The organism is Pseudomarimonas arenosa (assembly GCF_014841215.1).
In the GTDB taxonomy this organism is placed as follows: domain Bacteria; phylum Pseudomonadota; class Gammaproteobacteria; order Xanthomonadales; family Xanthomonadaceae; genus Pseudomarimonas; species Pseudomarimonas arenosa.
Genome location: NZ_JACYTR010000041.1, coordinates 1 through 25,901, shown reverse-complemented (window position 1 = coordinate 25,901; position 25,901 = coordinate 1). Strand labels below are relative to the sequence as shown.

Annotated in this window: 13 protein-coding genes and 1 pseudogene; 6 read left to right on the top strand and 8 right to left on the bottom strand. The window is 64.1% G+C overall.

Going from position 1 to position 25,901, the window contains the following annotated elements:
- Nucleotides 1–17: 17 nt before the first annotated feature.
- Nucleotides 18–2,309: a penicillin-binding protein 1B gene (mrcB, locus tag IFO71_RS15400; RefSeq protein ID WP_192030548.1), complete on the bottom strand. Its 2,292-nt coding sequence runs from the start codon at nucleotides 2,307–2,309 to the stop codon at nucleotides 18–20.
- A gap of 817 nt (nucleotides 2,310–3,126) precedes the next feature.
- Between mrcB and IFO71_RS21965 the strand changes: the two are divergent.
- Together IFO71_RS21965 and IFO71_RS21960 are read left to right on the top strand one after the other, a co-directional pair.
- Nucleotides 3,127–4,287, top strand: a pseudogene (locus IFO71_RS21965) (glycosyltransferase); the annotation flags it as partial.
- A gap of 564 nt (nucleotides 4,288–4,851) precedes the next feature.
- Nucleotides 4,852–6,954, top strand: a complete 2,103-nt coding sequence (locus tag IFO71_RS21960; protein WP_332309384.1) for a glycosyltransferase — start codon at nucleotides 4,852–4,854, stop codon at nucleotides 6,952–6,954.
- Between the two features lie 150 nt (nucleotides 6,955–7,104).
- Here IFO71_RS21960 and IFO71_RS15390 read toward each other — a convergent pair whose 3' ends face one another.
- The 3 genes from IFO71_RS15390 to IFO71_RS15380 all read right to left on the bottom strand — a co-directional run bounded on the left by IFO71_RS15390 (nucleotide 7,105) and on the right by IFO71_RS15380 (nucleotide 13,866).
- The gene (locus tag IFO71_RS15390; RefSeq protein WP_192030546.1) at nucleotides 7,105–9,555 is read right to left on the bottom strand and encodes a serine/threonine-protein kinase; all 2,451 of its coding nucleotides are present in this window, start codon (nucleotides 9,553–9,555) and stop codon (nucleotides 7,105–7,107) included.
- A 157-nt stretch (nucleotides 9,556–9,712) separates the two neighbouring features.
- Complete coding sequence (locus IFO71_RS15385) at nucleotides 9,713–11,842, bottom strand: RelA/SpoT family protein (RefSeq protein WP_192030545.1); 2,130 nt, start codon at nucleotides 11,840–11,842, stop codon at nucleotides 9,713–9,715.
- Nucleotides 11,843–11,913: 71 nt separating this feature from the next.
- On the bottom strand, nucleotides 11,914–13,866 hold the full coding sequence (locus IFO71_RS15380; protein ID WP_192030544.1) for a hypothetical protein: 1,953 nt from the start codon (nucleotides 13,864–13,866) through the stop codon (nucleotides 11,914–11,916).
- A 290-nt stretch (nucleotides 13,867–14,156) separates the two neighbouring features.
- On the opposite strand from IFO71_RS15380, the gene IFO71_RS15375 reads away from it, so the two are divergent.
- On the top strand, nucleotides 14,157–14,537 hold the full coding sequence (locus IFO71_RS15375) for a hypothetical protein (protein WP_192030543.1): 381 nt from the start codon (nucleotides 14,157–14,159) through the stop codon (nucleotides 14,535–14,537).
- A 24-nt stretch (nucleotides 14,538–14,561) separates the two neighbouring features.
- On the opposite strand, the gene hrpA is transcribed toward IFO71_RS15375, so the two are convergent.
- Nucleotides 14,562–18,449: an ATP-dependent RNA helicase HrpA gene (hrpA, locus tag IFO71_RS15370; protein ID WP_192030542.1), complete on the bottom strand. Its 3,888-nt coding sequence runs from the start codon at nucleotides 18,447–18,449 to the stop codon at nucleotides 14,562–14,564.
- A 211-nt stretch (nucleotides 18,450–18,660) separates the two neighbouring features.
- On the opposite strand from hrpA, the gene IFO71_RS15365 reads away from it, so the two are divergent.
- From IFO71_RS15365 to IFO71_RS15355, 3 genes are all read left to right on the top strand, one after another.
- On the top strand, nucleotides 18,661–19,188 hold the full coding sequence (locus tag IFO71_RS15365) for a Dps family protein (RefSeq protein ID WP_192030541.1): 528 nt from the start codon (nucleotides 18,661–18,663) through the stop codon (nucleotides 19,186–19,188).
- Between the two features lie 226 nt (nucleotides 19,189–19,414).
- Entirely contained in the window at nucleotides 19,415–21,238 is a 1,824-nt protein-coding gene (gene recQ / locus IFO71_RS15360; protein WP_192030540.1) for a DNA helicase RecQ, read from the top strand.
- Nucleotides 21,239–21,322: 84 nt separating this feature from the next.
- Nucleotides 21,323–21,772 carry a cache domain-containing protein gene (locus IFO71_RS15355; RefSeq protein ID WP_192030539.1) on the top strand — a complete coding sequence of 150 codons (450 nt, stop codon included), beginning with the start codon at nucleotides 21,323–21,325 and terminating at the stop codon, nucleotides 21,770–21,772.
- Between the two features lie 38 nt (nucleotides 21,773–21,810).
- Here IFO71_RS15355 and egtD read toward each other — a convergent pair whose 3' ends face one another.
- From egtD to IFO71_RS15340, 3 genes are all read right to left on the bottom strand, one after another.
- Nucleotides 21,811–22,773, bottom strand: coding sequence for an L-histidine N(alpha)-methyltransferase (gene egtD / locus IFO71_RS15350; protein WP_192030538.1), 963 nt, complete (start codon nucleotides 22,771–22,773; stop codon nucleotides 21,811–21,813).
- Nucleotides 22,770–24,044, bottom strand: coding sequence for an ergothioneine biosynthesis protein EgtB (gene egtB, locus IFO71_RS15345; RefSeq protein WP_192030537.1), 1,275 nt, complete (start codon nucleotides 24,042–24,044; stop codon nucleotides 22,770–22,772). Before egtB ends, egtD begins: the two co-directional genes overlap by 4 nt.
- A 103-nt stretch (nucleotides 24,045–24,147) precedes the next feature.
- Nucleotides 24,148–25,587 carry a dihydrolipoyl dehydrogenase gene (locus tag IFO71_RS15340; protein ID WP_192030536.1) on the bottom strand — a complete coding sequence of 480 codons (1,440 nt, stop codon included), beginning with the start codon at nucleotides 25,585–25,587 and terminating at the stop codon, nucleotides 24,148–24,150.
- Nucleotides 25,588–25,901 lie beyond the last annotated feature (314 nt).

Here is a 25,901-nt window from a genome sequence, read left to right as displayed (position 1 = left end):
GCAGCCGCCATGACACACTACTCTCTGCTGAACCAGTCTCTGAGACGCGACAGCGTACAACCACGGTGTTCGGCTGGCGAGTATCCCGCCACGAACCAGAACTGCCGCGCGCCCTCGCATTCAGGATCGGTTTGGACCGGTGCGTCGGCGGCCAGCCAAGCGCTCTCCAGCCCCTCGGCCGAGACCTTGAGCGGCTCACTGGGCAGATCGCGGAAGATCGCCGCCCACACCTTCATCGCCCCTGCCCCGCCGGTCAGGCCGGTGGGGCGGTTCTGGTCGTCGCCGATCCAAACCACACCCAGATGCGATCCTGTCCAACCGGCGAACCAGCTGTCACGACTGTCGTTGCTGGTGCCGGTCTTGCCGGCCGTATTGAGGTAGGCCACGCCTTCTTGCTGCAGTCGCCGGGCAGTGCCACTGCGGGCCGCGTATTGCAGGGCGATGGCGATCAAACGGGTGGCAATGGCGTCGCCGCGCTCTGCCTCGGGCAGCGGTCGCGCGTAGCGGCTCAGGGCGCGCCCTTCGGCATCGAGTACGCCGCGCACCGCGCGCAATGGCTGCACCTGCCCAGTCGAGGCCAGAAACTGATACAGCTGTGCGGTTTCCAGCGGACTGAGATCCACCGCACCAAGCAGCAAGGACGGATGCGCATCAGGACGAATCGAGGTTAACACATCGATCAATCGAACCAAGCGATCGACACCGATGTCCATCCCCAGACGCACAGCGGCCTGATTGTAGGACTGCGCCAGGGCATCCATCAGGGTGACCCAGCCGTGGCTGCGGCCATCGTAGTTGTCCGGCGACCATTCCTTGCCAGCGCTGACCCGCAGCGTGATCGGTGCATCCTCGATCTCGCTGGCCAGGTGATAGCGGCCAGGCTGAGCCAGTGCCAGCAGGTAGACGAACGGTTTCAGCAAAGACCCAACAGGCCGTTTCGCCTGCAAAGCACGATCGAAGCCTTGTCGTCGCGGATCGCGCGCCCCGACCACGGCCTGCACTTCGCCGCTGCCGGTATCGGTCAGCACCACCGCACCCTCCAGCGTTGCGCCTTTGGCGGCGCCGTCAAGCGACTTCAAGGTCTGGGCCAATGCTTGTTCAGCCGCACGTTGTGCACTGGGCGCCAGCGTCGTCAACACGTTCAATCCGGCGCCGCGCAGGCGTTCGGCCGGGTAGTCGCGCTCCAGCTGCGTTTGCACCAAGGCGAGGAAAGCCGGGAATACGTTGGCCGCCAGCTGCGGCTTGGCCAACACGCCGAGCGGCGCCGCCTGCGCCGCCTCGACCACGGCCTGATCAAGCACGCCGGTATCGAGCAGCATCTTCAGCACGAGATTGCGCCTCTGGGTGGCGCGTTGGGGATGCTTGCGCGGGTCGTAGTAAGAGGGCCCTTGAATCATCCCGACCAGCAGGGCGATCTCGGCTGCCTCCAGATCAATGGCCTGTCGACCGAACCAGAATTCGGCGGCAGCGCCAATTCCGTGGATGGCCTGACCGCCGGACTGCCCCAGATAGACCTGATTGAGATACGCCTCGAAGATCCGCGCCTTGTCGAAACGCGCCTCGATGACCAGGGAATAGGCCGCCTCACGCAGCTTGCGCGACCAGGTCTGATCCCGACTCAGGTACAGATTGCGCACCAGCTGCTGGGTCAGGGTACTGGCACCCTGTCGAATCTCGCCCGCCTCGATATTGCTGACCAGGGCACGCAGGATGCCCCAGAAATCGATCCCACGATGATGCTTGAAGCTACGATCTTCGACTGCCTGCACCGCAGCCAGCAGGGTCGGCGGCAACTCGGCCAGACGCACCAGGCGCCGCTCTTCGCGCTCGGGCCCGTACAAGGTGGCAATCCGCGCCGGGTCCAGCCAGGCCTCGGCCAGTGCCCTGCCGTCACTCGATTGCAGGCTGCGCAGGCGACCGTTGGCCAGTTCCAGGCGCAGCTGCTGCGCCGGTCGCTGCAAGTCGACATCGCGAAAGGCGCGAGTCCGAAGCTCGAAACTGTTGCCGGTCTGCGTATAGCTGCCCGCGCCGCGCCCTTGGCTGCGGTACTGCGCCGCAGCCAATTCGATGCCCAGGGCCTTGGCCGTCATCGCCAAGCCAGGCCGCAGGTGCAGCGGCCGCGCCCATACCCGGGTCGGCTCGCTCCAGGTCAGACGACCGAACTCCTGCTGCAGCCAGCGATCGACGGCCCAGAAATACGGCACCAGGAAGCCCAGGGCCAGCCCAATGCCGAGCAGGGTCGGGTAGCGCAGCCAGCGCCAATGAGACGATTTTTCGGCGGCCGGGGCCGACGCAGTTGAACGAGCCACACCACTCCATCAAGTTCGAGGCCGGCAGCGGCCAAAACACGGCAAGACGACCTGTACACGCGGTCGGCTGGCGACCGAGGCCGCCAAACGGCGATAATTCTAACCTTTGCCCGCCGATCGAAAGACCGACGGCCGCCGCTGCCACGGCGCGATCCTTGATTCTGATGTTGTCACCAAGCTCTGCCCTGGCGAGCCTTGCCCGAGTGCCCTTGTGAATTCTGCGCTGTCTTCTCGTTCCACGCCGCCCATTCGACTCTGCCTTTTTCGTGATCCGAGCACGGATGACGCGAGCGAACTAGCCGTCTGGTGGGATCGCCTGTGCGAACTGCCCGCCGCGCTGCCGATCAGCGTGATCGGATCGCTGGCCCTGCCGCAGGCCTGGCAGGATCGCGACATCAGTCATCTTGGCGGCGTCGACCGCCTGCAGACACTGCGTGAGCTGGCTCGCGAGTACCCTGATCAAGGCCTATTGCTGATCGACACCACCTGCCGCCTTCCGAAAGGCTGGTGGACGCGATTCTGGCCCGCCATCGAAGCCGGTCACGACGCGCCGGTCAGCCCGCTATCGAATGAATGCGGCTTCCTACCGTCAGCCCTGTCGGATCAGACCCATAGCCAGGTCCGACTCGATGCCTGCAATCGCCTCCTCAGTTGGCTGGCCGGCAACGAGCTGATCCCCAGCGAGCGGCTGTCGCAGCGCTTGTGCTTCTGGCCCGCGAGGAGCACGAACTTACTGGACAGCGCAGGATCCGCGGACGGCGGGTTCCTCTATCCACGGCTGCTCATCGGCGCGCCGGAGGCCCCGGCCTGGTTGCCGATGGAGCCCTGTCCGGCGGCTCTGCAGACGCTGTCCGACAGCTTGCCAGGGTGCGATTTCGCCGTGCCGGCGGCGCTGGGCGACCGCCCCCTGCTTCTGCACATCCTGCACGGCTGGGGGGGAGGCGCCGAACGCTTCGTCCGTGACCTCATCAGCGCTGACCAGAAGCACCAACACCTGGTGCTGCGAGCGATCAATGATCCCGACCGGGGGCTGGCCGCCATCGGCTACGAGCTGCTGCTGGATCTGGACCGCGCCCCGATCCGGCGTTGGCACCTGCAACTGCCCATTCGCAGCAGCAGCCACAGTCATGCCGAGTATCGTGCGCTGCTGCAACGGATCCGCCAGGAATTCGCGCCAGCGTCGATTCTGGTTTCTTCACTGATTGGCCACGCGCTGGATGCGCTGCGCACTGACCTGCCGACCGCTCAGGTCTGTCACGACTATTTTCCAGCCTGGCCGATCCTGCATGCCAATTTCGATGACACTCGCCAGGACTTCAGCTGCCAGGCGATTGCCCAGGCGCTGGACCAGGCCAACGCAAACCAGGTGTTCGGTGAACGCCGCGCCGCCTGGTGGCAGGGACTTCGCCGCGGATGGGTCGATGCCCTGGTGCAACACCGCGTTCAACTGATTGCACCCAGCCCCGGCGTGCAACGCAACCTGCAGCGAATCGAACCCAAGCTGGGCACGCTGCGCTGGCAGGTCATTCCACACGGTCTGGCGGCGTGGGCGGCTCGCCCGGGCTGGTCTGCGGATTTGCTGCGCTATCGAGTGCTGATTCCAGGTCGGATCAAGGGTGGCAAGGGTCAGCAACTGCTGCGGCAGATCCTGGGACGATTGCCAAAGGGTATCGAACTGGTGTTGCTCGGCGCCGGCGATGCCGGCATGGAGTTCTTTGGACACCCACAGGTCCATGTGCTGCTCGACTATCAGCGCGACGAACTGCCGTTCCGCATTGCAGCGCTGCGGCCGCGCACCTGCCTGCTACTATCCACGGTCGCCGAAACATTCAGCTACGCGCTGAGCGAGATGCTCAGTCTTGGCGTACCGGTGATCGCCACCCGAATCGGCGCCTTTGTCGACCGCCTGCACGACGGCCGCACGGGCTGGCTGGTCGACCCCAACGCCGATGCCGTGCTGGCGGCTCTCAATCGATTGCTGCGCGGCGAGGCTCCTCCGGGGCCGGAGTTCGACTTCGCTTCGAACTCGCTGACGCGGATGGCAGAAGCCTATACCGAGCTGTTGCAGTTGGCCGAAAGTCGGGTGGCCGCCGCCCAGCCCATGGCCCTGGAAGTCAGTGAGGTCAGCCACTTGCAGCTGCAATTGCGCCAGCGTGAGAAAGACCTTGCCGACTCGATCGGCGCCCTTGAAGCCCTGCGCGAGGAAGCGGCCCGGCGCGGCGCCTGGGCACGCGAGCAATCGACGCTGGCGGATTCGCGTCTGCAGTGGGCCTGCTCGCTGGAACGTGAGGTTGAGCGGACAAGAGCAGATTGGCAACGTACCGAGCACGCTCGGCTGGAAGCCGAACAGGCACATCAGATTGCGGAACAGGCCAGGCAATCGGCCTTGGGTCAAATCGAAGCGCTCCAGCACACCCTGGGCGAGCATCAGCGCTGGGTAGAGTCACTGGAGCTGCAGCGCGACGAATTCGAGCGCGAGCGCAACGAGATCCTGTCCAGCACCTCGTGGAAGATTACCGCTCCCATTCGCGTCAGCAGGCGGATTCTGAAGCGATTGGCGGAACGCGCCCGCTTCAGTATCGGCCGCGCCGGCAGCCTTGGTCATCGCGCCAAGCGCAGCCTGAAGACGCGCGGCGTGGCCGGCAGCATGCGTCGACTGGGACAGGAGTTTCGGCCGCCGCAGCCAAAGACGGCGCTCAGCGTGCCCGAACAAAGTTCGGGTATCGAAGACATTCGCTTCACAGCGCACAGCGAAACGCTGCGCGCCAGCGTCGTCGTGCCGGTGTACAACCAGCTGCAGCACACCCTGACCTGTCTGCGCGCGCTGATGGCCTGCGCCGATCGTGACGCCTTCGAAGTCATCGTGGTCGACGATGGCTCCAGTGACGCCACCGCCGAGCTGCTGCCGCAGATACCCGGCCTGGTGTTTCACAAGAACCCGCAGAATCTCGGCTTTATCGGCGCCTGCAATGCCGGCGCTGCGCGCGCCCGCGGCGAGTACGTGGTGTTCCTGAACAATGACACGGCCGTACAGCCGGGCTGGCTGGAGGCCCTGCTGGCCACCTTCGAGCAGCATGACAGAGTCGGCCTGGTCGGCGCCAAACTGGTCTACCCGGATGGCCGCCTGCAGGAAGCCGGCGGCATTGTGTTCTCCGATGGCTCGGGCTGGAACTACGGCCGCTTCGATGATCCGGCCGATCCGCGCTACAACTTCGTGCGTGAGGTCGACTACTGCTCAGGCGCCGCCATTGCCCTGCCGCGCGCCTTGTTCGAACAGCTGCAGGGCTTCGATGCGCACTATGCGCCAGCCTACTACGAGGATACCGATCTCGCCATGCGGGTGCGGCAGTCCGGCCTGCGCGTGCTTTATCAACCCAAGTCGGTGGTGGTGCACTTCGAAGGTGTGACCTCGGGCACCGACACTTCCAGCGGCACCAAGCGCTACCAGGTGATCAATCAGAGCAAGTTCCTGGAACGCTGGAAAGAGGTGTTAAAAACGCATGCGGCACCCGGCACCGATATCCTGATCGCCCGCCAGCACCGCTGCCGCAAGCAAGTGCTGGTGATTGATGCCACCACGCCGCAGCCAGATCAGGATTCGGGCTCGGTGCGCTTGACCAATCTGTTCCGCCTGCTGGTTGAGGACGGTTGCGCGGTGACCTTCTTTGCCGAGAACCGTGCCTGGGTCGAGCGCTACACCGGGCAATTGCAGCAACTCGGCGTCGAAGTGCTATGGCATCCGTTCATGGCCGAACCGGTGAGCTGGTTCGCCGAGCACGGCAAGCGATTCGACTGCATCGTGGTCTCGCGTCACTACGTGCTGAGCAATTTCTACGAGCTGATCCGACGCCATGCACCGCGCGCCAGGTTGGTGTTCGACACCGTGGACCTGCACTATCTGCGTGAACAACGCGCTGCCGATCTGGCCGACCGCGATGACCTGCGCAAGACCGCCGCTGAAACGCGTAGGAAAGAGCTTGGCCTGATCAACAAGGTGGATCTAACCTGGGTGGTCAGTCCAGTTGAGCAGGCATTGCTGGCCAAGGAGGCACCGGCCGCTGCCGTCGACGTGCTATCCAATGTGCATCCAGTGTTCGGCTGTCGGCGGCCTTTCGCCGAGCGCAAGGATTTGATGTTTGTCGGTGGCTTTCAACACCCGCCGAATATCGATGCAGTGACCTGGTTCAGTCGCGAGATTTTCCCACGGGTACGCGAGCGACTGCCTGAGGTGGAATTCCACATCATTGGCAGCAAGGCACCGGCCGACCTGAAGGCGGTGGGTGATCTGCCCGGCATTCGCTTCCACGGCTTTGTTCAAGACATCGAACCCTATCTCGATGGCTGCCGCCTGGCGGTTGCACCGCTGCGTTACGGTGCCGGCGTCAAAGGCAAGGTCAATATGAGCATGAGCTATGGCCAGCCAGTGGTGGGTACCAGCATGGCGATGGAAGGTATGCACCTGCGGGTGGGGGAAGACGTGCTGATCGGCGATGATCCGGCTCAGATGGCCGAAGCCATCGTCCAGGCGTACCAGGATGAGACGCTGTGGAATCAGCTCTCTGCCAACGGCCTGGCCAATGTTGAGCGACACTTCGGCTTCGCTGCCGCACGTGCCGCCGTGCACCGCGCCCTGGGTACGCGCTGAGCGACGGCCCAGGGGCATCGACTTGCGCTCCGTGGAGGCCGGCTGGCTTCGGCAAACTCAGCCAGCGTTGACCACGATTGGCCGGTGCTTCGCCTTCCTACCACCGACTCACCCAATCGGCATGTTAAGAAGGCGACCACCATCGCCCGACTATCCGCCGGCCCGATCCAGCCGGGCCTGCAGTTCCACCGAGTCGGGGTTGTTGGGGTCGAGTTCGCGGGCATAGTTCAGCGAGCGTTGCGCCTGCTGCAACTCATTGCGCTCGAGCCGCTGCCGGGCATCCCCGAGATACAGACTGGCCAGTCGCCGCTTCATGCCCGGCAGACCGGGGTCGTCAGCCCGGTAGCTCTCCAGCCCCTCGACATAGCCGCGCGCCGAGCTCAAGCGGCTACCCGCCAACGACTCCTCGAATCGACGTTTGGCCTCTCCGGCCAGACGATCGCGTCCGGCGCGAGCCAAGGCGTTGCTGGGATCGGCGCTCAGCACCCGACTGAACAGATCGAACGCCGACTCGCCGGGCGGCGCGAACAGTTGGCCGTTCGACATCGCCTGCTCCGCCTGTTGCAACATCTGGTTCAGTCGGGCCGGATCCCGATCGGCGCTCATCCTTGAGTTCAGCTGAGCGGCACGCTCGGCCGCCTCACTGATCCGGGCCCGGGTGGCGGCGATTTGCCCACCGCTGGCGCCAGCATCGGCCATGGTGGCCAGCAGAGCATCGGCACGGTCGATCTGGAAATCGCCCAGGACACGATCGATCTGGCTTTGCAGCTGGCTGACGATGCTCTGCACGCCTGCCTTGGCGCTGCTGTTGTTCGGATCCTTCTCCAGCACCGAGCGATACAGAGCCAGCGCGCCGCTCAGTCGGCCCTGGCGCAACAACTGCTCGGCGCGTTCCAATTCCTTGCTCAGCGCGACGCTGCCCGCCTGTCGTTGCTCGGCAATTCTGGCCCGGGCATCGGGCAGCTTCAGATTGGCCGGCTCCACTTCGGCGATGCGATCCAAGACCCGCTCGGCGGCCTCCAGTTCTCCCTGTTCGGACAGCGTCGCGGCGCGCTCAAACAGCTGGATCAGTGCATCACCCTGCCCAGCCTTGGCCAAGGCGTTCTCCGGCGCCAGCTTGAGCACCTGGGCATACAGGGCCAGGGCGCTGTCGGCACCCTGATCAATGCGGCCGGAACGCAGGGCGGCATCGGCGGCGGCGAGCAGTTGGCCAATCTCCTGTTCACTGACGGATATCGTTTGCAGCTGCGCCTGCAGGGCATCGGTCTGCGCCGCTGGCACATAACGCTTGGCTTGGTTGAGGGCCTGCTCGGCCTCAGCGAACTGCTGGGCGGCAATCGCATTGCGGGCACGCGCCATCCACTGTGTGCCAAGACGCTGACGACCCTGCAGTGCACGCTGGTTTTCCGGGTCCATGGCCAGCACCTGCTCATACAGCTCGGCGGCACCCGGCTCGGTGCCGTCAAGCTGGGCCAGCCGTCCCTCGCGAAACGCCTGCTCGGCCTTTTCCAGATCGAGATCGACCTTGGTCCGTGGCAGCAGAGCCTCGCGCAGCTGGTCCTGAAAGGTCCATAGTGCCGCGCCACCGCCGCCGACCAACAACAGCGCGCCCCACAGCCAGAGCCGCGGGCCGCCAGTCTGGCGCCGAGTGCGTCGCGAACCGCTGCGCCGCGCTGCCGCTGCAGCCAGCAGGTCGGGATCAATCTGCCCCAGGGTCGGCTCGGTGTCGGCGGCGTCTGCATCCGGCTCGAACACCTTGGTGGTCGACTGACTGTTGTGCCCGCTCGGCACACTGACTGGGCTCGGGGTAAATCGCGATTCAATATCGGCCAGCGCCTGCGCCAGATCGCTGCCGCTCTGGAACCGGGCCGCCGGCTCCTTGGCCAGCAGGCGATTGAGCAACGGCTGCAGCCAGTTCAGTTCCGGCGGCAGCTGCGGTACTGGCGCGGTGATATGCATGACCCCGACCGAAATCGAATCCTGCGCGGCAAACGGCAACCGTCCCACTAATAGCTCGAAGAACACGATCCCCAGGCTGTACAGATCGGCACGACCGTCGATCTCGAACCCCTGCGCCTGCTCCGGGCTCATGTAACTCGGGGTGCCCATGATCGAGCCGGTGCGCGTCATGCGGACGTTGTCGTTGGCGCGGGCGATACCGAAATCGGTCAGCACTGCCGCACCGTCCTCGCGCAACAGGATGTTATCGGGCTTGATGTCACGATGGACCACACCACGAGCATGGGCATAGCCCAGCGCGGAGGCGATTTCCCGCGTCACTCGCAGCGCATAGCGCAAGCCGCGCGGCCCGGCCCCGGAGGTGACCACCGATCCGCCCGGCAGGTACTCCATGGCCATGTAGTGGATTTCGTCGAAGCGTCCGACGTCGTGCACCTGCACCACGTGCGGATGCCGCAGCTTGGCCGCGATACGCGCCTCACGCAGAAAGCGCTCGCCAAACTGCGGGTCGCCCAGCAGGGTCGGCGCCATGACTTTCAATGCGACTTCGCGATCCACCGATTCCTGGATGGCCAGATAGACGCTGGCCATGCCGCCGCGCCCCAGCGGCTTGAGAATTCGGTACCCCGGCACCTCGATCATTCGTGTTGCATTTCCATGGCTGGGCGCCTCTAGCGGCATCGGGTCGCGGTGCCTCACCCCTGGGGCATCCAACGCGACAGCATCCTACCCGGCAGCCGATTTGCCCTGGCTGGCCCGGTTTCTCGCAGCATACCAGCCGACGTCGGCGCCGGGTCGACTAACGTGCGCGCTCGACGCCGGACACGCCCGGCACCGCCGACAGGCTGGAGAGCAGGCTGCCGAGCTGATCGTAGTCACTGACCTTCACCGCCATGCGCAGCTCGGCATTGCCGCTTTGATCATCGACATGGCTGTCGAGGGAGAGAATATGCGCATTGCTGGTGCCGATGATATTGGTGATGTCCTTCAGCAGCCATTTGCGATCGAAGGCGTGAATGCGCAGATCGACTCGGAAGCTCTGCCCGGCCTTGCCGCCCCACTCCACCGGCAACACCCGCTCCGGGTGCTGCGAGGCCAGGTGCTCAAAGTTGCTGCACTGCTCGCGATGAATGCTGACCCCACGCCCGACGGTGAGATAGCCGACGATTGGGTCACCGGCCACCGGCTGACAGCATTGCGCCATTTGCGTCAGCAAATTGCCCACACCCTCGATGGTGAAGCCGGTCGCCGGCTTGGGCGGTTTGGCCAGGGTATGCGCAGGCTTGGCGGGTGCTTCGGCCTTGGGCTCATGCAGGGCACGCGCCACCTGGGTCGGCCCGACATCACCCAGGGCCACCGCCACGTACAGATCTTCCAGTCGCTGAAAGCGCAGCGGCGCGAGAATCGAGCCGAGGTCGCTCTGATGCAGGCCGAGACGCTTCAGTTCGCGCTCCAGCAGCTCCTTGCCCTCGGCCAGATTGCGCTCGAAATCGAGCCGGCGGAACCAGGCTCGCACCTTGTCGCGAGCACGCGAGCTTTGCAGGAAGCCGTTGTGCGGCAACAGCCAGTCGCGGCGCGGCTCGGACACCTTGCCGGTGAGAATCTCCACCCGCTCGCCACTCTTCACCGCATAGGTCAGCGGCACGATGCGGCCGTTGACCTTGGCGCCGCGACAACGATGGCCAACTTCGGTATGCACGTGATAGGCGAAATCCAGCACAGTGCCACCGTTCGGCAAATCGATCACCTGGCCTTGCGGGGTCAGCGCGTAGACACGATCTTCCACCAACTCAGCGTTAAGTTCGGCAGCCAGCGCTTCCTCGTCGGAAGCGTTGTTGTCGAGCAGCTGGCGCATCCAGGCAATCTTGCGCTGGAACTCGGCATCGGCGTGACCGCCTTCCTTGTAGCGCCAGTGCGCCGCAACACCGAGTTCCGCCTGGGCGTGCATTTCGTGGGTGCGGATCTGGATCTCGACCGTCTTGCCCTCAGGCCCCAGCACCGCGGTGTGCAGCGATCGGTAGTTGTTGCCCTTGGGATGCGCGATGTAGTCATCGAACTCCTTGGCCACCGGCGTCCACAGCCCATGCACCACGCCGAGTGCGGAATAGCAGCTGGCAATGTCGTTCACCATCACCCGCACCGCGCGGATGTCGTACAGCTCACTGAACGGCACGTTCTTGCGCTGCATCTTCTTGTAGATGCTGTAGATATGCTTCGGCCGCCCAGCCACATCGGCCTTCAGATTGGCTTCCTTCAGCGCCTCACGCAGACGCTGCTTGAAGCTCTCGATGTACTGCTCGCGATCGATGCGACGCTCATCGAGTAACTTGGCAATGCGCTTGTAGGTGTCTGGATGAAGGTGGCGGAAGGCCAGATCCTCCAGTTCCCATTTGACCTGCCAGATGCCCAGGCGGTTGGCCAGCGGCGAATGAATGTCGGCAGTCAGCTGCGCCAGTCGTCGACGTTCGTCCTCAGGCAGCGATCCGGCATCGCGCATCCGCACCAGCTGCCGCGCCAGCAGGATCAACACCACCCGCACATCGCGCACAATCGACAGCAGCAGACGACGCAGTCCTTCCGTGCCAGCCGAGGCGCTGCGCTGATCGTAGATCGACCAGACCTTTTCGGCCTCGGCCTGCCCCAGGATCAGACTCTCCACACTGCCCTTGGCCCATTCGGCCTCCGGCGGCGCGGTAGCCAATCCGTAGATCGCTGCGGCAATCAAGGTGTCACGATCGCCGCCCAGCTCATCCAGGATGCTTAGGGTCTGGACCAGGCTCTGTTCTCGGTCCAGCCCTTGATCCGCCGGGACCTGAGCCAATTGCTGTTCAATCCAGGCCAGCACCGGTGGCGGCAACGCCGGCGCCTCGGCCGGTCGCGACTGACACCAATGCTGAAACTGGATGACGGCGGTATCGGAACGTTTCACCGGAGCAGTGTAGAAAAAACAACGCCGGAGCGAGCTCCGGCGTTGCGGGTTCGATGAGAATCAGGCCGCTATCAGGAGCTGGCCCAACGGGTGAACAGCAGTTCGGCAGCAGCACCGGTGGCCGAGTTTTCCACGGGTGAGCCGTTGTCGCGGAAGGTAAAGGTACAACGAATCTGTGTGTTGGCAGGCAGATTCTTGGCATAGGTAAAGCGCAGATTAAACGCCCCGGTGACCGGCGGCACTCCCACCAAAGCGGTCGGCATGGCGGTGAAGACTGCCTCCGGAATCGGGCTGCCGCCCTCATTGACGCAGCTCACCGCGTTCGGGGTAAGCGTCTGACTGGTCTCGTTCGGCCCCGGACTGACAGCGAAGAAGTCGACGATCTCAATCTGACATTCGCCCTGACCATCCGGCAAGGACAGACAGCCGGTGCGGGTGGCAGGCACGAACTGGTTGCCCGAATCGCGCGGCAAATCACCGGCCGAACTCAGCCTCAGATCGTTGTGCAGCAGCGACGCTTCCGGCGGATCATTGACATTGCTGACGTTGACCGTGACGTTCACGGCACGCGTCGCACCGCGGTCGTCCTGCGACGTCAGGGTGATGATCGCCGAGCCCGAGGTCTCTGCTTGCGGGCCGATACTCAGCGGCCACTGATTGCCGGTCGGGCTGCCCAACAGGGATGCGTTGCTGATCAGATTCTGATTCGAACTGGTCGCGGTGAACGGCGTGGTCGGGTGCAGCGGATCGGTTTCAGGATCGACCAGGGTGCACAGGAAGTTGCGCGGAGCGGTCGGATCGTCTTCGGTCAGATTGATGGTGGCGCCAATAGGGCTGCCCCCCGGGTTGCTGACGCAGGCAATCGTCGGCGCCTGATTCTCGATCAGATTGATCACCGCGGCGGCGGAATTGTCATTGGTGGCGACATCGCCCTGACCCACCGCATCTTGCGGATCGAAGAACAGCCCTGCGGCCAGCACCGACTTCTGCCCAGTGGTACCGCTCGGCACGTTGCGAGTCAGAGTGTAGGTACGCGACCCGCCCGCCGGCACGCTGAAACCACTGGCGTTGAGCACGCCGGTGCCGCCAGCGCAGGTGGTGCCCGGATCGGCCATCGTTTCTCCCGATGCGCGATCAACGCAGGTGAAGGCCTGCGCCTGCACCAGCGGGGTCAGCGGCCCGGTGGTCGGCACGAACTCCTTCAGGCGCACGTTGTTGGCCGCGGCCATACCGATATTGCGCACTCGAATCGAGTACTGGAACGGAATATTGACCGTCTTGGTGAGGTTGCGAGTGAGGAAGGCGGTGGGGGTATCGACCGGCCCATCCAGAATCTCGACCTTGAGGTCCGAACGCATTGCCGGCGCGACCTGATCCTCGAACCCGGCGGCAAACACCAGATCGGTTGCGGTTGCGTCCGACGCCGGAACGTCAGGCACGCCCACCACCAGACTGGTGTAGGGCACGCCGTAGCACTGCACCCAGGGGCCGAAGCTGCCGTTGGCCATGACCGGCGACAGTCGCCCCGTTGAGGCCTGACCAGCCACCGGCAAGGAATAGTTCAGCGCCGACACACCGCGCACGGTTTGCACGGCACCGTCTGGGCCAGTCAGCTGCAGCGATAGCAGATTGGGGCTCTCGACCGGATAGTAGCTCTCACACAGTACCGGCTCGACAAACTCAAGACTGAATTGCTTGGCTGCGAGCGAGAACACCGGCGCCGACTCCAGCAGCACAGTGTTGTCGCCGTCACCCGGGAACAAGACATGCAGATTCGCCGTGGTCAGCTTCATGTTGCAGGCCGACTTCGGGTCATCACCCACTTCGGCCAGAGCCCAACCAAACGGCGTGTATTGGAGCGCCAGACTTCCGGTTGATTCCTTGCCTGAACAAATCATCGGAGCAGATTCGCTCACCACAGGCTTGGCCGACGGGTTGGCCGCACTGACCGCCAGGGGGGCTGCGGCAAGAGCGACGGCAATGGCTTCGACCATGCGACGGCGGGGTGAAATTCGCTGGGACACTAAGAACTACTCCGAATCTGACTCTGTGGTGGGGCTACGCACCGCGCCCAAGGACGGACGCGGCATCGTTGTAGCACCGTCGCGCGATTTTAGTCGATTGGCTGGGTGAAACGTGAACAATACGCGCTATCCCCTGACCACCGGAGCATTTTCGGTTATCAGCCGGTACAATTCCGCGACCCACGCCACTGACTGTGAGATCGCCTGTGCTTCGTTTCGCGCCCCTGCTGATCGCTATGCTGTTCTCTGCCACTGTGTCGGCCCAGTCGTTTTCCTCGCTGGAGGAGCGAATGAGCGCCGCGGAGTTCAAGGCGGCGGGCCTCGACAAGCTCAGCGAGGCTGAATTGCGCGCCCTCAATGACTGGCTGCGTAGCAAGGGCACCACGGCGGCAGCAGCCGCTCAGGCACCTGATCTTCGAGGCTTGAGCAAATCGAGCCTGCGCAAGGGCGGCAATATCGTTTCGCGCATCCCGGGCGAATTCACCGGCTGGCGCGGTCAGACCACGTTTACGCTGGAAAACGGCCAGATCTGGCAATCGACCGATCCTGGCGCCAGCTTCGTGGTCAGGCTGCAGTCGCCGACGGTGACGATCTCGCCGGGCGTATTGGATACCTGGTTCCTGCAGGTGGAAGGTTACAACAGCAGCGTCAAGGTCAAGCGCATCCAGTAGTCGCTCGCCACGCGACCTGCCAGCTCAGTCGGCGAGCAATCGCTCCAGCAGTTTGGCCACCCGTTTGGTCGAGATCGGCTCGCGGGTGCCCAGCTCCTGTGCAAACAGCGACACGCGCAATTCCTCCAGCGCCCAGCGCAGCTCTGAGCGGCCGGGCCGATCCGCCGGCAGCCGCTCCAGCGCGGTTGTAAACGGCTGAACTTCCAGCATTTTTTGCTGATCGCGCGGCGGATCATTGTTCAGTCGATCGACCCGCAGGCGCATCGCCTTCAGATAGCGCGGAAAACTCTGCAGGTGTTCGGCCGGTGTGTCGCGCAGGAAGCCAGGCGGCATCAGTCCCTGCAACTGCGCGCGCAGGTCATCGAAGTTGGCCCGGGCGAAGCCGACCAGCTCCGGCTCCAGCAGCGGCTTCAGCTCGGCGTACTGGGCCAGCACCTGCTCGGCCAAACGCAAGCGCTCCACCGCAGCGGCAAACAGGTTGCGCTGCACCTCGTCCAGGCGCGTCGCAAATGCGGCGGCCGTGCGGATCGCTTGCAGACCATCTGCACACAGCGCATTCACCGCCGCCTCGACCAGATCGCCCCGCAGGCGCTCCTGTGACTCGATGGCGGCGTACAACAGACCGATCTTGGGGTCGATCGGTAACTGCTTGCGCGCCTGCTTGATCTTCGGCGCCAAGGCCAGCAGCATCAGTCGCCGCACACCCTGCGCGTGCAACGCTGACGCCTCATCACGATCGGCACGCACCTGCAGGCTCACCGACTCTCCCTGATCGACCAGGGCCGGAAACGCCGGCACCCCTGCTTCACCGACCACTTGCTCGGGCACGCCTTGCTCTGGGAAATCGATCAGGCCCAGCGCTTCCATGCCCTTGGCCACGCGCGCTGCAAACGCGCGCTCGGCCTGCTCGGCGAAGCGCTGGCGCAGAACGGCAAGATCGCGTGACTCAGCCAGCGCCTTGCGGCCGTCGCGCGCCAGCAGGCGCAGATTCATGCGCAGGTGCTCGGCTACCGCTGCCTCATCGAAGTCACTGGCCTGGATCTCCACCCCAGTGAGGCGACGCAGAAAGCGTGCCAGTTCGCCCACCAGAGCATCGGCACCGGGCTGCGGGAAGGCCTCGGCGAACGCGCGGGCGAAATCCGGCGCCGGCACGAAATTTCGTCGAAGCTGCTTTGGCAATCCACGGATCAGCGCGGTCGCCTTGTCTTCAACGAAGCCCGGCACCAGCCAACTGAGCCGCGCCTCATCCAGGGCGCCCAGCAGGTGCAGTGGCACCTCCAGGGTCACACCATCGGCACCCTGGCCGGGCTCAAAAGCGTAGTGCAGGCGCAGCCGAGTTTCGGCCAAGGGCCAGAACTTGGGAAAGCGATCTTGCTCACTGCCCTCACCGGGCAGAAGATCGGCCAGATTCCATTCCAGCGCCTGGCTAAGCTGTGCGTTAAGGCGCTTGTGCCAGGCATCGAGACCCACCGCGCTATTGATCTCGGGCGGGATGCGATCGAGGTACCAGCGCGCCTGCCACTCTTCGTCGGCCACCAGGCCGACCCGCCGCAACTTAGCCTCTTCTTCCCGCGCCTTGTCGAGCATCTTCAGGTTGCGCTCGATGAACGGCAGACGGGTATTGATCTCGCCGGTCACCAGGGCCTGCTGGACGAAGATTTGATGCGCTTCCTGCGGATACAGGCCGCCATAGTGGATCGGTCGCTTGGCCTGCAGCAGCAGGCCAAACAGACTGATCTGCTCGAAACCCACCACCCGGCCCTGGGCACGCGACCAGTGCGGGTCAAAATGCTTGCGCGACAGCAGATGCGGCAGCTGTTCGATCACCCATTCGGGCTCGATCTTGGCCACGGTCATGGCATAGACCTTGTGGATATCGAGCAATACCGCAGCCATCAACCAGTTCGGCGGCCGTTTGGCCAGACGCGAACCGGGGAACACGGCAAAGCGACGCTGGCGCGGCGCGTCGAACAGATGCTTGTCGTTCTTCTGCCCGATCTGCATCGGCACACCGCAGATGATCGCCTTGTGCAGGGCGGCGTAGTCGGCAGCCTCGGCGCTCAAGGTCCAGCCTTGCTCCTGGGCCAGCAACAGCAACTGCCGGTGCAGCTCGCGCCACTCGCGCATGCGCAAGAAGCTGAGGAAATGTTTCTCGCACCACTGCCGCAAGCCGCTCTGGGTACGCTCGGCATGCTCATGCTGATACGCCTTCCACAAATTCAGGATGGCGACGAATTCCGAGCGCTCATCGGCCCATGTCCCGTGCGCGCTATCGGCTGCACCGCGCGCCTCGACTGGGCGCTCACGCGGATCCTGAATGCTGAGAAAGCTGGCGATGATCAGCAACTCGCTGACAGCACCGAGTTCCACCGCGGCGATCAGCATGCGCGCCAGCTTGACGTCGATCGGCAGTTTGGCCATGGCACGACCGGTGGCGGTCAACTGCTTCTGCTTGTCGACCGCACCGAGTTCGTCGAGCTGCTGCCAGCCCTCGGCAATCGCCCGGCTGTCCGGCTCGTCGATAAAGGCGAAGCGATCGATCTGCCCCAGGCCCAGCGACAGCATGCGCAGGATCACCCCGGCCAGCGCCGAGCGGCGAATCTCCGGGTCGGTGTACAAAGGCCGTGCTAAGTAGTCGGGCTCGCTGTACAGCCGATAGCACACACCAGCCGCCACGCGGCCACAGCGCCCCTTGCGTTGATCGGCCGAGGCGCGCGAAATCGGCTCGATATGCAGGCGATCGAGTTTCTGTCGCGGGCTGTAGCGCTTCACCCGGGCCAGGCCGGGGTCGATCACATAGCGAATTCGCGGCACGGTCAGCGAGGTTTCCGCCACATTGGTGGCCAGCACGATGCGTCGGCCCGGCCCTGGGCGGAACACCCGATCCTGATCGCGCGCCGACAGCCGCGCGTACAGGGGCAGCACTTCGGTGGCCTTGTAGAGGCGGCGTTCCAGCGCCCGGTGCACCTCGCGAATCTCACGCTCGCCGGGCAGAAAGATCAGCACATCGCCGTGCGGATCTTCGCGGGTGATTTCATCGGCGGCGGCGACGATCGCCTCAGTCACGCTGCGCGCTTCACGCACCGTTTCACCGCTTTCATCTTCGATTTCGCCAGCGGCCTCCAGCGGCCGATAGCGCAGCTCAACTGGATAGCTGCGACCCTCGACATTGATCACCGGCGCGCCTTCGAAGTGCTGGGCAAAGCGCTCGGTATCGATGGTGGCCGAGGTAACGATCAACTTCAGATCCCGCCGCTTGCGCAGCAGGCCTTTGAGATAGCCGAGCAAAAAGTCGATGTTCAGACTGCGCTCGTGGGCCTCATCCAGGATCAGGGTGTCGTAGCGCGACAGATAGCGATCGCTCTGGATCTCGGCCAGCAGAATACCGTCGGTCATGAACTTGACCACGGTGTCCTCGCGCACCTGCTCGGTAAAGCGCACCTGAAACCCGACCACCGAACCTAACTCTGCGTTAAGTTCTTCTGCGACACGACGCGCGACCGAGCGCGCGGCGATACGGCGCGGCTGCGTGCAACCGATCATGCCGGCCGCGCCACAGCCGGCCGCCATGGCCAGTTTCGGCAGCTGGGTGGTCTTGCCCGAGCCCGTTTCGCCGGCCACCACCAGCACCTGATTCTGCTGGATCGCCTCGATGATGGCTTCGGCTTCGCGACTGACCGGCAGATCGTCGGCCAGCCTGATCGCCGGCATCGCCGCCACGCGCCGTTGTCGCGCCGCCTTCGACCCCTCCAGCAGCTGTTCGAAAGCCTGGCGCCGAGCCGCCTCTTCAGGCCGCTCGCTCCACTTCGACCACAGCCGATGCAAACGACCACGGTCGCGGCTCAAGCCCTGCTCGATATCGCGCCGCGCGCGCCCCAGCTCGCGGCGCACGGCCTGATCCATTGCCTTCATCTATCGAAGCCGTCTACTCAATCAATTTCACATTTGGTCGGCGGGAGGCTAGTCTTCTCCCAAGCCGTGTTGCATGGCTCAGCTCCGGCGAGGAGCGCGTTCGCCGCCCGCTGAACTTGACTTTGGTCAGATCGAGCCCAGCGGGCCGAGAGTTTAATGGGTTCCCCGCACGCGGTCATTCCGCAGCTTTCAACCAACAGGAGCCAGTCTTATGTCGAAGTCGAAAGCCAAAGCCAGCAAGAAGGCCAGCAAACCGACGTCGTTGCCGGTCGATATCGGCATCAGCAAGGGCGACCGTCAAGCCATCGCCGACAGCCTGTCGCGACTTCTGGCCGACAGCTATTCACTCTATCTGAAGACGCATAATTTCCACTGGAATATCACCGGGCCGATGTTCAATACACTGCACCTGATGTTCGAGACTCAATACACCGAGCAGTGGCAGGCGCTGGATGACATCGCCGAGCGCATCCGCGCCCTCGGCCAGCGCGCGCCGGGCTCGTATCGCGAGTTCGCCCGCCTCAGCAGCATCGACGACAATGCCGCCGACATCGCCGCCGGCGACTGGCGCGGCATGGTCACCGAGCTGGTGTTGGCCAACGAAGCGGTCTGCCGCACCGCCCGCGAGGCTTTCAAGGCCACCGACAAGGCCGCCGATCAACCGACCGAAGACTTGCTGACCCAGCGCCTGCAGGTGCATGAGAAGACCGCCTGGATGCTGCGTTCCTTGCTGGAGTAACGGCGCGCCAGACGTTGGACACAGGGTGCACCGTTCGACAGGCTCACGACAGGTCCTGGACGCACCGCGCGTCGCACGGGTTGGCGCCCGCCGGTGCGCCCAAGGCGCACCCCATACTCGACCCTGAAGCCGGCACCACGCTGGCGACCTGTCCGCCCAGGGCTCATACTGCGCAGCCCGCTAGCTCTGTTCGCGGCGCCTGTGCGGTCGCCTGCCTGCCTACCTGATGCCCGATAGTTCCCAGCCGCAACGCCTGCTCGATCTGCTCCAGCACACCTGGGGCTACAGCGCCTTCCGCGGTGAGCAGCAGGCGGTGATCGAAGCACTGGTCGCGGGGCGCGATTGCCTGGTGCTGATGCCCACCGGCGGCGGCAAGTCACTGTGCTATCAGTTGCCAGCCCTGGCCCGACCGGGCTGCGCCATCGTGGTCAGCCCGCTGATCGCCTTGATGCAGGATCAAGTCGAAGCGCTGCAACAGCTCGGCGTGCGCGCTGCCTTTCTTAACTCATCACTTAGCGCAGAAGCAGCGCGCGAAGTAACCCGTCACTTGCGTAAAGGCGAACTTGATCTGCTCTACGTGGCACCCGAGCGCTTGCTCAGCCAGACGTTCCTGGAACAGCTGGACGAGGTTCGGATCGCCCTGTTTGCCATCGACGAGGCACATTGCGTTTCGCAATGGGGTCACGATTTCCGGCCCGAATACCGACAGCTCGACGTGTTGCACCGTCGCTGGCCCGAGGTGCCGCGCATTGCGCTCACCGCCACCGCCGATCTACCCACCCGCACCGAGATCATCGAACGCCTCAATCTCGAATCGGCCGAGGTGTTCCTCAGCTCGTTCGACCGCCCCAACATCTGCTACCGCGCCGAGGTCAAACGCACCGGCCTGAACCAGCTGTTTGACTTTCTGGCTGGCCACCGCGACGAGGCCGGCATCGTCTACTGCCTGTCGCGACGAGAGGTCGATCGCACCGCCGACGAGCTGTGCGCGCGCGGCATTCGCGCCCTGCCCTATCACGCCGGCATGGACAGCCAGCTGCGCGCCGAGCACCAACGCCGCTTCCTGCGCGAGGAAGGCCTGGTGATGGTGGCGACGATTGCCTTTGGCATGGGCATCGACAAGCCCGATGTGCGCTTTGTTGCGCATATGAATCTGCCCAAGAGCATCGAGGGCTATTATCAGGAAACCGGCCGCGCCGGCCGCGACGGTGAGCCGGCCGAGGCCTGGCTGTGCTACAGCCTCGCCGATGTGGTGAACCTCAGCCGGATGATCGACGAATCCGAGGCCAGCGAAGCGCGCAAGTGGGCCGAGCGTCGTCGCCTCGATGCTCTGCTCGGCCTGGTCGAAACCACCCAGTGCCGGCGCCAACTCTTGCTCGCCTCATTCGGCGAATCCTATCCGCAGCCCTGCGGCAACTGCGACAACTGCCTGGAACCGCCGGAAACCTGGGACGCCACGCGCGAAGCACAGCAGGCGCTGAGCTGCGTCTACCGCAGCGGCCAGCGCTTTGGTTCAGCGCACCTGATCGACATCCTGCGCGGCGGCAACACGGCCAAGATTCGCGACTTCGGCCACGACCGGCTCAGCACCTATGGCATCGGCGCGCAGCACGACGCCAACACCTGGCGTTCCGTCTTCCGCCAACTGTTGGCGGCCGGTCTGCTGCAGAGCACCGGCGATGGCATCGCCGGACTGCGACTGACGCAAGCCAGTCGCCAGGTGCTGCGCGGCGAGCAATCGGTGTATCTGCGACGCGACCGACTGCGCAGCCGTGGCAAGCAGCCGGCGACTGAGCGAACCGCACCACAGCTGTCATCGCCAGCGGCCGAGCGGCGCTTCGTACAGCTTCGCGCACTGCGCCAGCGCCTGGCCAACGAACAAAGCGTGCCGGCTTACATCATCTTCCACGACACCACGCTGCGCGCGATCGCCGAGCAGCAGCCGCTCAGCCTGGAGCAACTGGCCACGGTGGCCGGTGTCGGCGACCGCAAGCTCGAACGCTATGGGCGTCAGGTGATCGAAGCCCTGCAGGCTGCGCACGAGGTCTGAGCGAAGATCAAATCCCCAACGCCCTTCACGGATGTCGTTCACGCACTACGCTAGCCTACGCGCCCTCGTTTTCAGGCTGCCGCCATGCGTTTGGGTCTCATCTTGCTCGCCGCCAGCGTGCCCGCCACTGGGTTCGCTCAATCACCCAGCCCAGCCGAATTGCTGGATCGGGTTGAGGCGCATTTCGCCAGCACACCGCGCCAGCAGGCGCTGAGCGATATTTCCGATCGAGACGGCCCGTTCGTGTCGGGTGATCTGTATGTGCTCTGCGTCGATGCTGATGGCGTGGTAGTCGCCAATGGTGGTTTCAACAGCGTCATCGGCAAACGCGCCGATCACTTCAAGCTCGGTCATGTCGGCGAGATCGCCAAACAGGCAATGCGCGACATGCAAGGGCAGAAGCACGGCGAAATCGAGTACCCCTGGCTCAATCCGAAGACCGGCGGAATGGAGTCCAAGCGCCTGTTCCTGCGCCGTATCGGCAGCGACATCTGCGGAGCCGGCGTCTACCAGGGCAGCCCGGCGCCGCGCTGAGCCTTAGGCAAAGTTGCCTGTTAGCGCGGCGCTGCTGATCAGACTGCGCTCAGCAGCTGCAGCGAAAAATCACCCTCGGCGTCGCTGAATACGCGTTCAACCGCCAGACCACTCTTGCTCGCCATGCGCTCGACATCGGTCTGATCGTACTTGGCACTGTATTCCACCAGCATCGCCTCGCCGGCAGCGAACTCAAAGCGCTGACCGTCGAGGCTGACCTGCTGTCGACATTGGCTGAGCAGATGCGTTTCTATCCTCCCGGCCAGACGGTTGTAGCGCGCCCGGTGGCGGAACCGATCAACTGCAAAATCAGCGCCCAGCTCACGATTCAAGCGTACCAGCAGGTTCAGGGTGAATTCGGCGGTCACCCCGGCGGCATCGTTGTAGGCTGCCTCCAGGCGTTCAACCGATTTCTTCATGTCGAGACCGATCAACACCGCGCCGCCAGTGCCTACCACCTGGCGCATGCGGCGCAGCAGGGCCAGTGCATCATCTGTCGAGAAATTCCCCAGCGTCGAGCCGGGAAAGAACAACACTCGCCGTTTCGTCGGCCGCGGTGCCGTGGGCAGTGACAGAGCCTGGGTGAAATCAGCGCAAACCGGAATGATCGGCACGCCGGGCAAGGCCTGACGCAGCGCCTCGGCGCTGGCGCGGAGCGCGCTGCGCGAGATATCGATCGGCACATAGGCCACGGGGGTCCGCATGCCGCGCAGCAGGCGTTCGGTCTTGATGCCGCTGCCGCTACCGAACTCGATCAACAGCACATCCGGCCCCAGCGCCTCGGCGATCGCACCGATCTGTTGCTGCAGAATGCCCAGCTCGGTACGGGTAAGGTAGTACTCGGGCTGGGCACAGATCTGCTCGAACAGCGCCGAGCCGCGGGCATCGTAGAAATACTTCGAAGAAATCCGCTTCGGCGTTTGCGCCAGGCCGCGGCACACTTCGCTCAACATGTCCTCGACCGGTGGCCGAAGATCGATCAGGGGCATCACGGCATTCATGGCAAGTCCTTGGCCAGGCGCAGACCCATGAATTGCCAACGATCTGCGGGATAAAAGAAATTGCGATAGCTGGCTCGCAGATGATCTTCAGGCGACACGCAGGAGCCGCCGCGCAGCACCCATTGCCCGCACATGAATTTGCCGTTGTACTCGCCTAGCGAACCGGCCAGTGGCTTGAAGCCCGGATAGCCGACATAGGGACTGGCTGTCCATTCCCAGCAATCGCCATAGAGTTGTCCGACTGCTCCCCGTACCGGCTGGTGCGGCAAGGGCCGCAGACTGCCGCGTTGTCGGAAATTGCCACGCACCGGCTGTGCAGCGGCAGCCACCTCCCATTCCTGCTCGGTCGGCAAACGGGCACCGGCCCAGCGCGCAAAGGCATCCGCCTCGAAGAAGCTGATATGACACACCGGCGCCGCGTCATCCAGCTCGATCTCACCGAGCAGGGTGAAACTGCTGGCGAGGTCTTTGGCCCAGTACAGTGGTCGATCCCATCCTTCACGTTGCACCGTGGCCCAGCCATCGGACAGCCATAGGGCGGCGCTTCGGTACCCCCCCTCCTGTATGAACTGTCGATACTCGCCATTGGTGATCAAGCGATTGCCCAGCGCATGCGCCGGCAACCAATCACGATGCCGCGGAAACTCATTGTCAAAGCCGAACTCGATACCCTCGTTACCAATCTCGGCAAAGCCTTCCGAGCGCGCGACAAAGTCCAGCTCATTGCCACCCTTCGCTCCAGCCACAGGTTCCACCGGACGCGATCGATATGCCGGCTGCAGTGGATTGCACCACAGCAAGTGCTGAATATCGGTGAGCAGAAGCTCCTGATGTTGCTGCTCGTGCTGCAGACCCAAAGTGATCAGGCGGCTGAGCTCGATATCCTGCGGCCGATCGGCGATCAAATCGCTGACCTCGGCCTCGATCCGCTGGCGATAGGCCAGCACCTCGGCCAGCGCAGGTCGGCTCAGCACACCGCGCCGCGGCCGCGCATGCATCGGCCCGACGCTTTGGTAATAGGAATTGAACAGGTAATCCCAGCCCTCGGCATACCAAGGCCGATCCGGCTGGTAGCGCCGCAGTACGAACTGTTCAAAGAACCAGGTGGTGTGGCCCAGATGCCACTTGGCAGGACTGGCCTCGGGCATCGACTGCAGGGCGCAGTCCTCTGCGCTCAACGGCTCGACAAGACTCAAGCTTTGCTTGCGAACCTGTTGAAAACGTTCATTTATATCAATGCCGTCTTGCGCGCTGGCAAGTCCCGTAGTCATAGGCAGCTCCGCTGGCGCAGGTCTTGACCATAGGCGGAAACGATCGCGCTGACAAGTTTCATTCACATGACAGGCGGCCCGGCCAAAACGGCGAAACTATGGGCTATGCGCCCGGGCCACAGTCCAGTCCACGCCTCGCTGGCGCCGGCCCCATGCGCAGCTCGCGCAGCAGCTCGCGCAAGGCGGTACGCAGGCCTTCTTCCAACACCGGATGATAGAACGGCATGTCCAGCATGCGCTCTACCGTCAGGCCCTGTTGCAATGACCAGGCCAATAGATGGCCGATATGTTCGGCATTCGGGCCCAACATTTCCGCGCCCAGGAACAGGCCACTGGCGCAATCGCCGTAGACGCGCAGCAGCCCGGCATTGCGCGCCATTACCCGGGCGCGCCCTTGATCGGACCAGTTGACGGCGCCGCAGGCGAAGGCTTGGCCCTTGGCCTGCAATTCTGCGTAGCCGTCACCGACGATCACTGCCTGTGGATCACTGAACGCGATGTTGAGCCGCACGCGGCGCGGATGAGCGCGCAGGTCGGGCCAGCGTCCGGCGTTCTCGCCGGCAATCCGGCCATCATCAGCGGCCTCATGCAGGATCGGAGTCAGCGCATGCACATCGCCGGCGACAAAGATCGGTGTATCGCCGAGCTGGCAAGTGTCTCGATCGACCAGCAGCCGCCCCTGGGCATCGCGCGGCGGATCGATGGCTTGCAGATTCAGGGCGTCGAGGTTGGATTCGCGACCAATTGCACACAGCACATACTCGAACTCCTCGTGAACCTGGGCGCCGCCCTGCATCCAGCCCACACGCACGCCGTCGGCCACCTGCTGAAACTGCAGGTGTTGGGCATCGTCAACGTAGGGCAGGTGCTGATGCGTCAGCTGTCGCGCGCACTCAGCCACCTGCGGATCGGTGAGATGTAGCAAGCGCTTGGAGCGACCCAGCAGGCGCACCCGTACACCCAAGGCATGCAGGGCCTGCGCCAGCTCGATGCCAATCACCCCAGCACCGATCACCGCCAGCGAACTGGGCAGATCCTGCCATTCGAACACATCGTCATTCACCAGCAAACGCTCGCCGATAGCGGCGCTCCACTCGGCGGGTTTCCTGGGCCGCGAGCCGCTGGCAATCACCGTGCGGCCGGCACGTACTTCGATCTGATCATCCACGCGGATGGTGTGGCGATCGGCAAAACATGCAGTTCCGCGCAACCGGTGCGCCTCCGGCCAGGCCTCAACGGCATCCACCACAAAGCCGACAAAGCGATCGCGCTCATGCCGCAATCGCCGCATCACCGCTGGCCCATCGATCGCCGGATCGCCTCCGTGCACGCCGAAGGTTGGCGCAAGCCGAACGTTGGCGGCGGCCTCGGCGGCGGCAATCAGCAGCTTGCTGGGCATGCAGCCGACCCGGGCACACGTAGTCCCGTAGAGCGCGCTTTCGATCAGCACGACGCGATCGGTGTGGGCTAGCGCTGCGCGATAGGCGTTCATGCCCGCGGTTCCCGCGCCGATTACAGCGACATCGACTTCCAGTGTGCGCATCAGCTTGCCCCGGCTGTTCGATTGGCACACGGTAGGTGCTGCGCGCCTTGGGCTCAAGTGTCGCCGGCCACACAGTGGTACATCGCAAGCTGCATCGATGACGATTCAGCGCTGTCATGCGCGAAACAGCACCCCAGCCTAGCCCGGATATTTCATGAGGTCGCGCCGAAAGATCCGGCGATTCCAAGCGCGGCGAGAGTTTCGACCGATGGTGTTGAGATAACAGAGTGTTCGCGATCTTTCGGCGCTGGCACGGCCCTCATTCGGCCGCTGCGCGGCTACGCAGGGCATTCGCCCTGAGGTCCTTTGCGCCG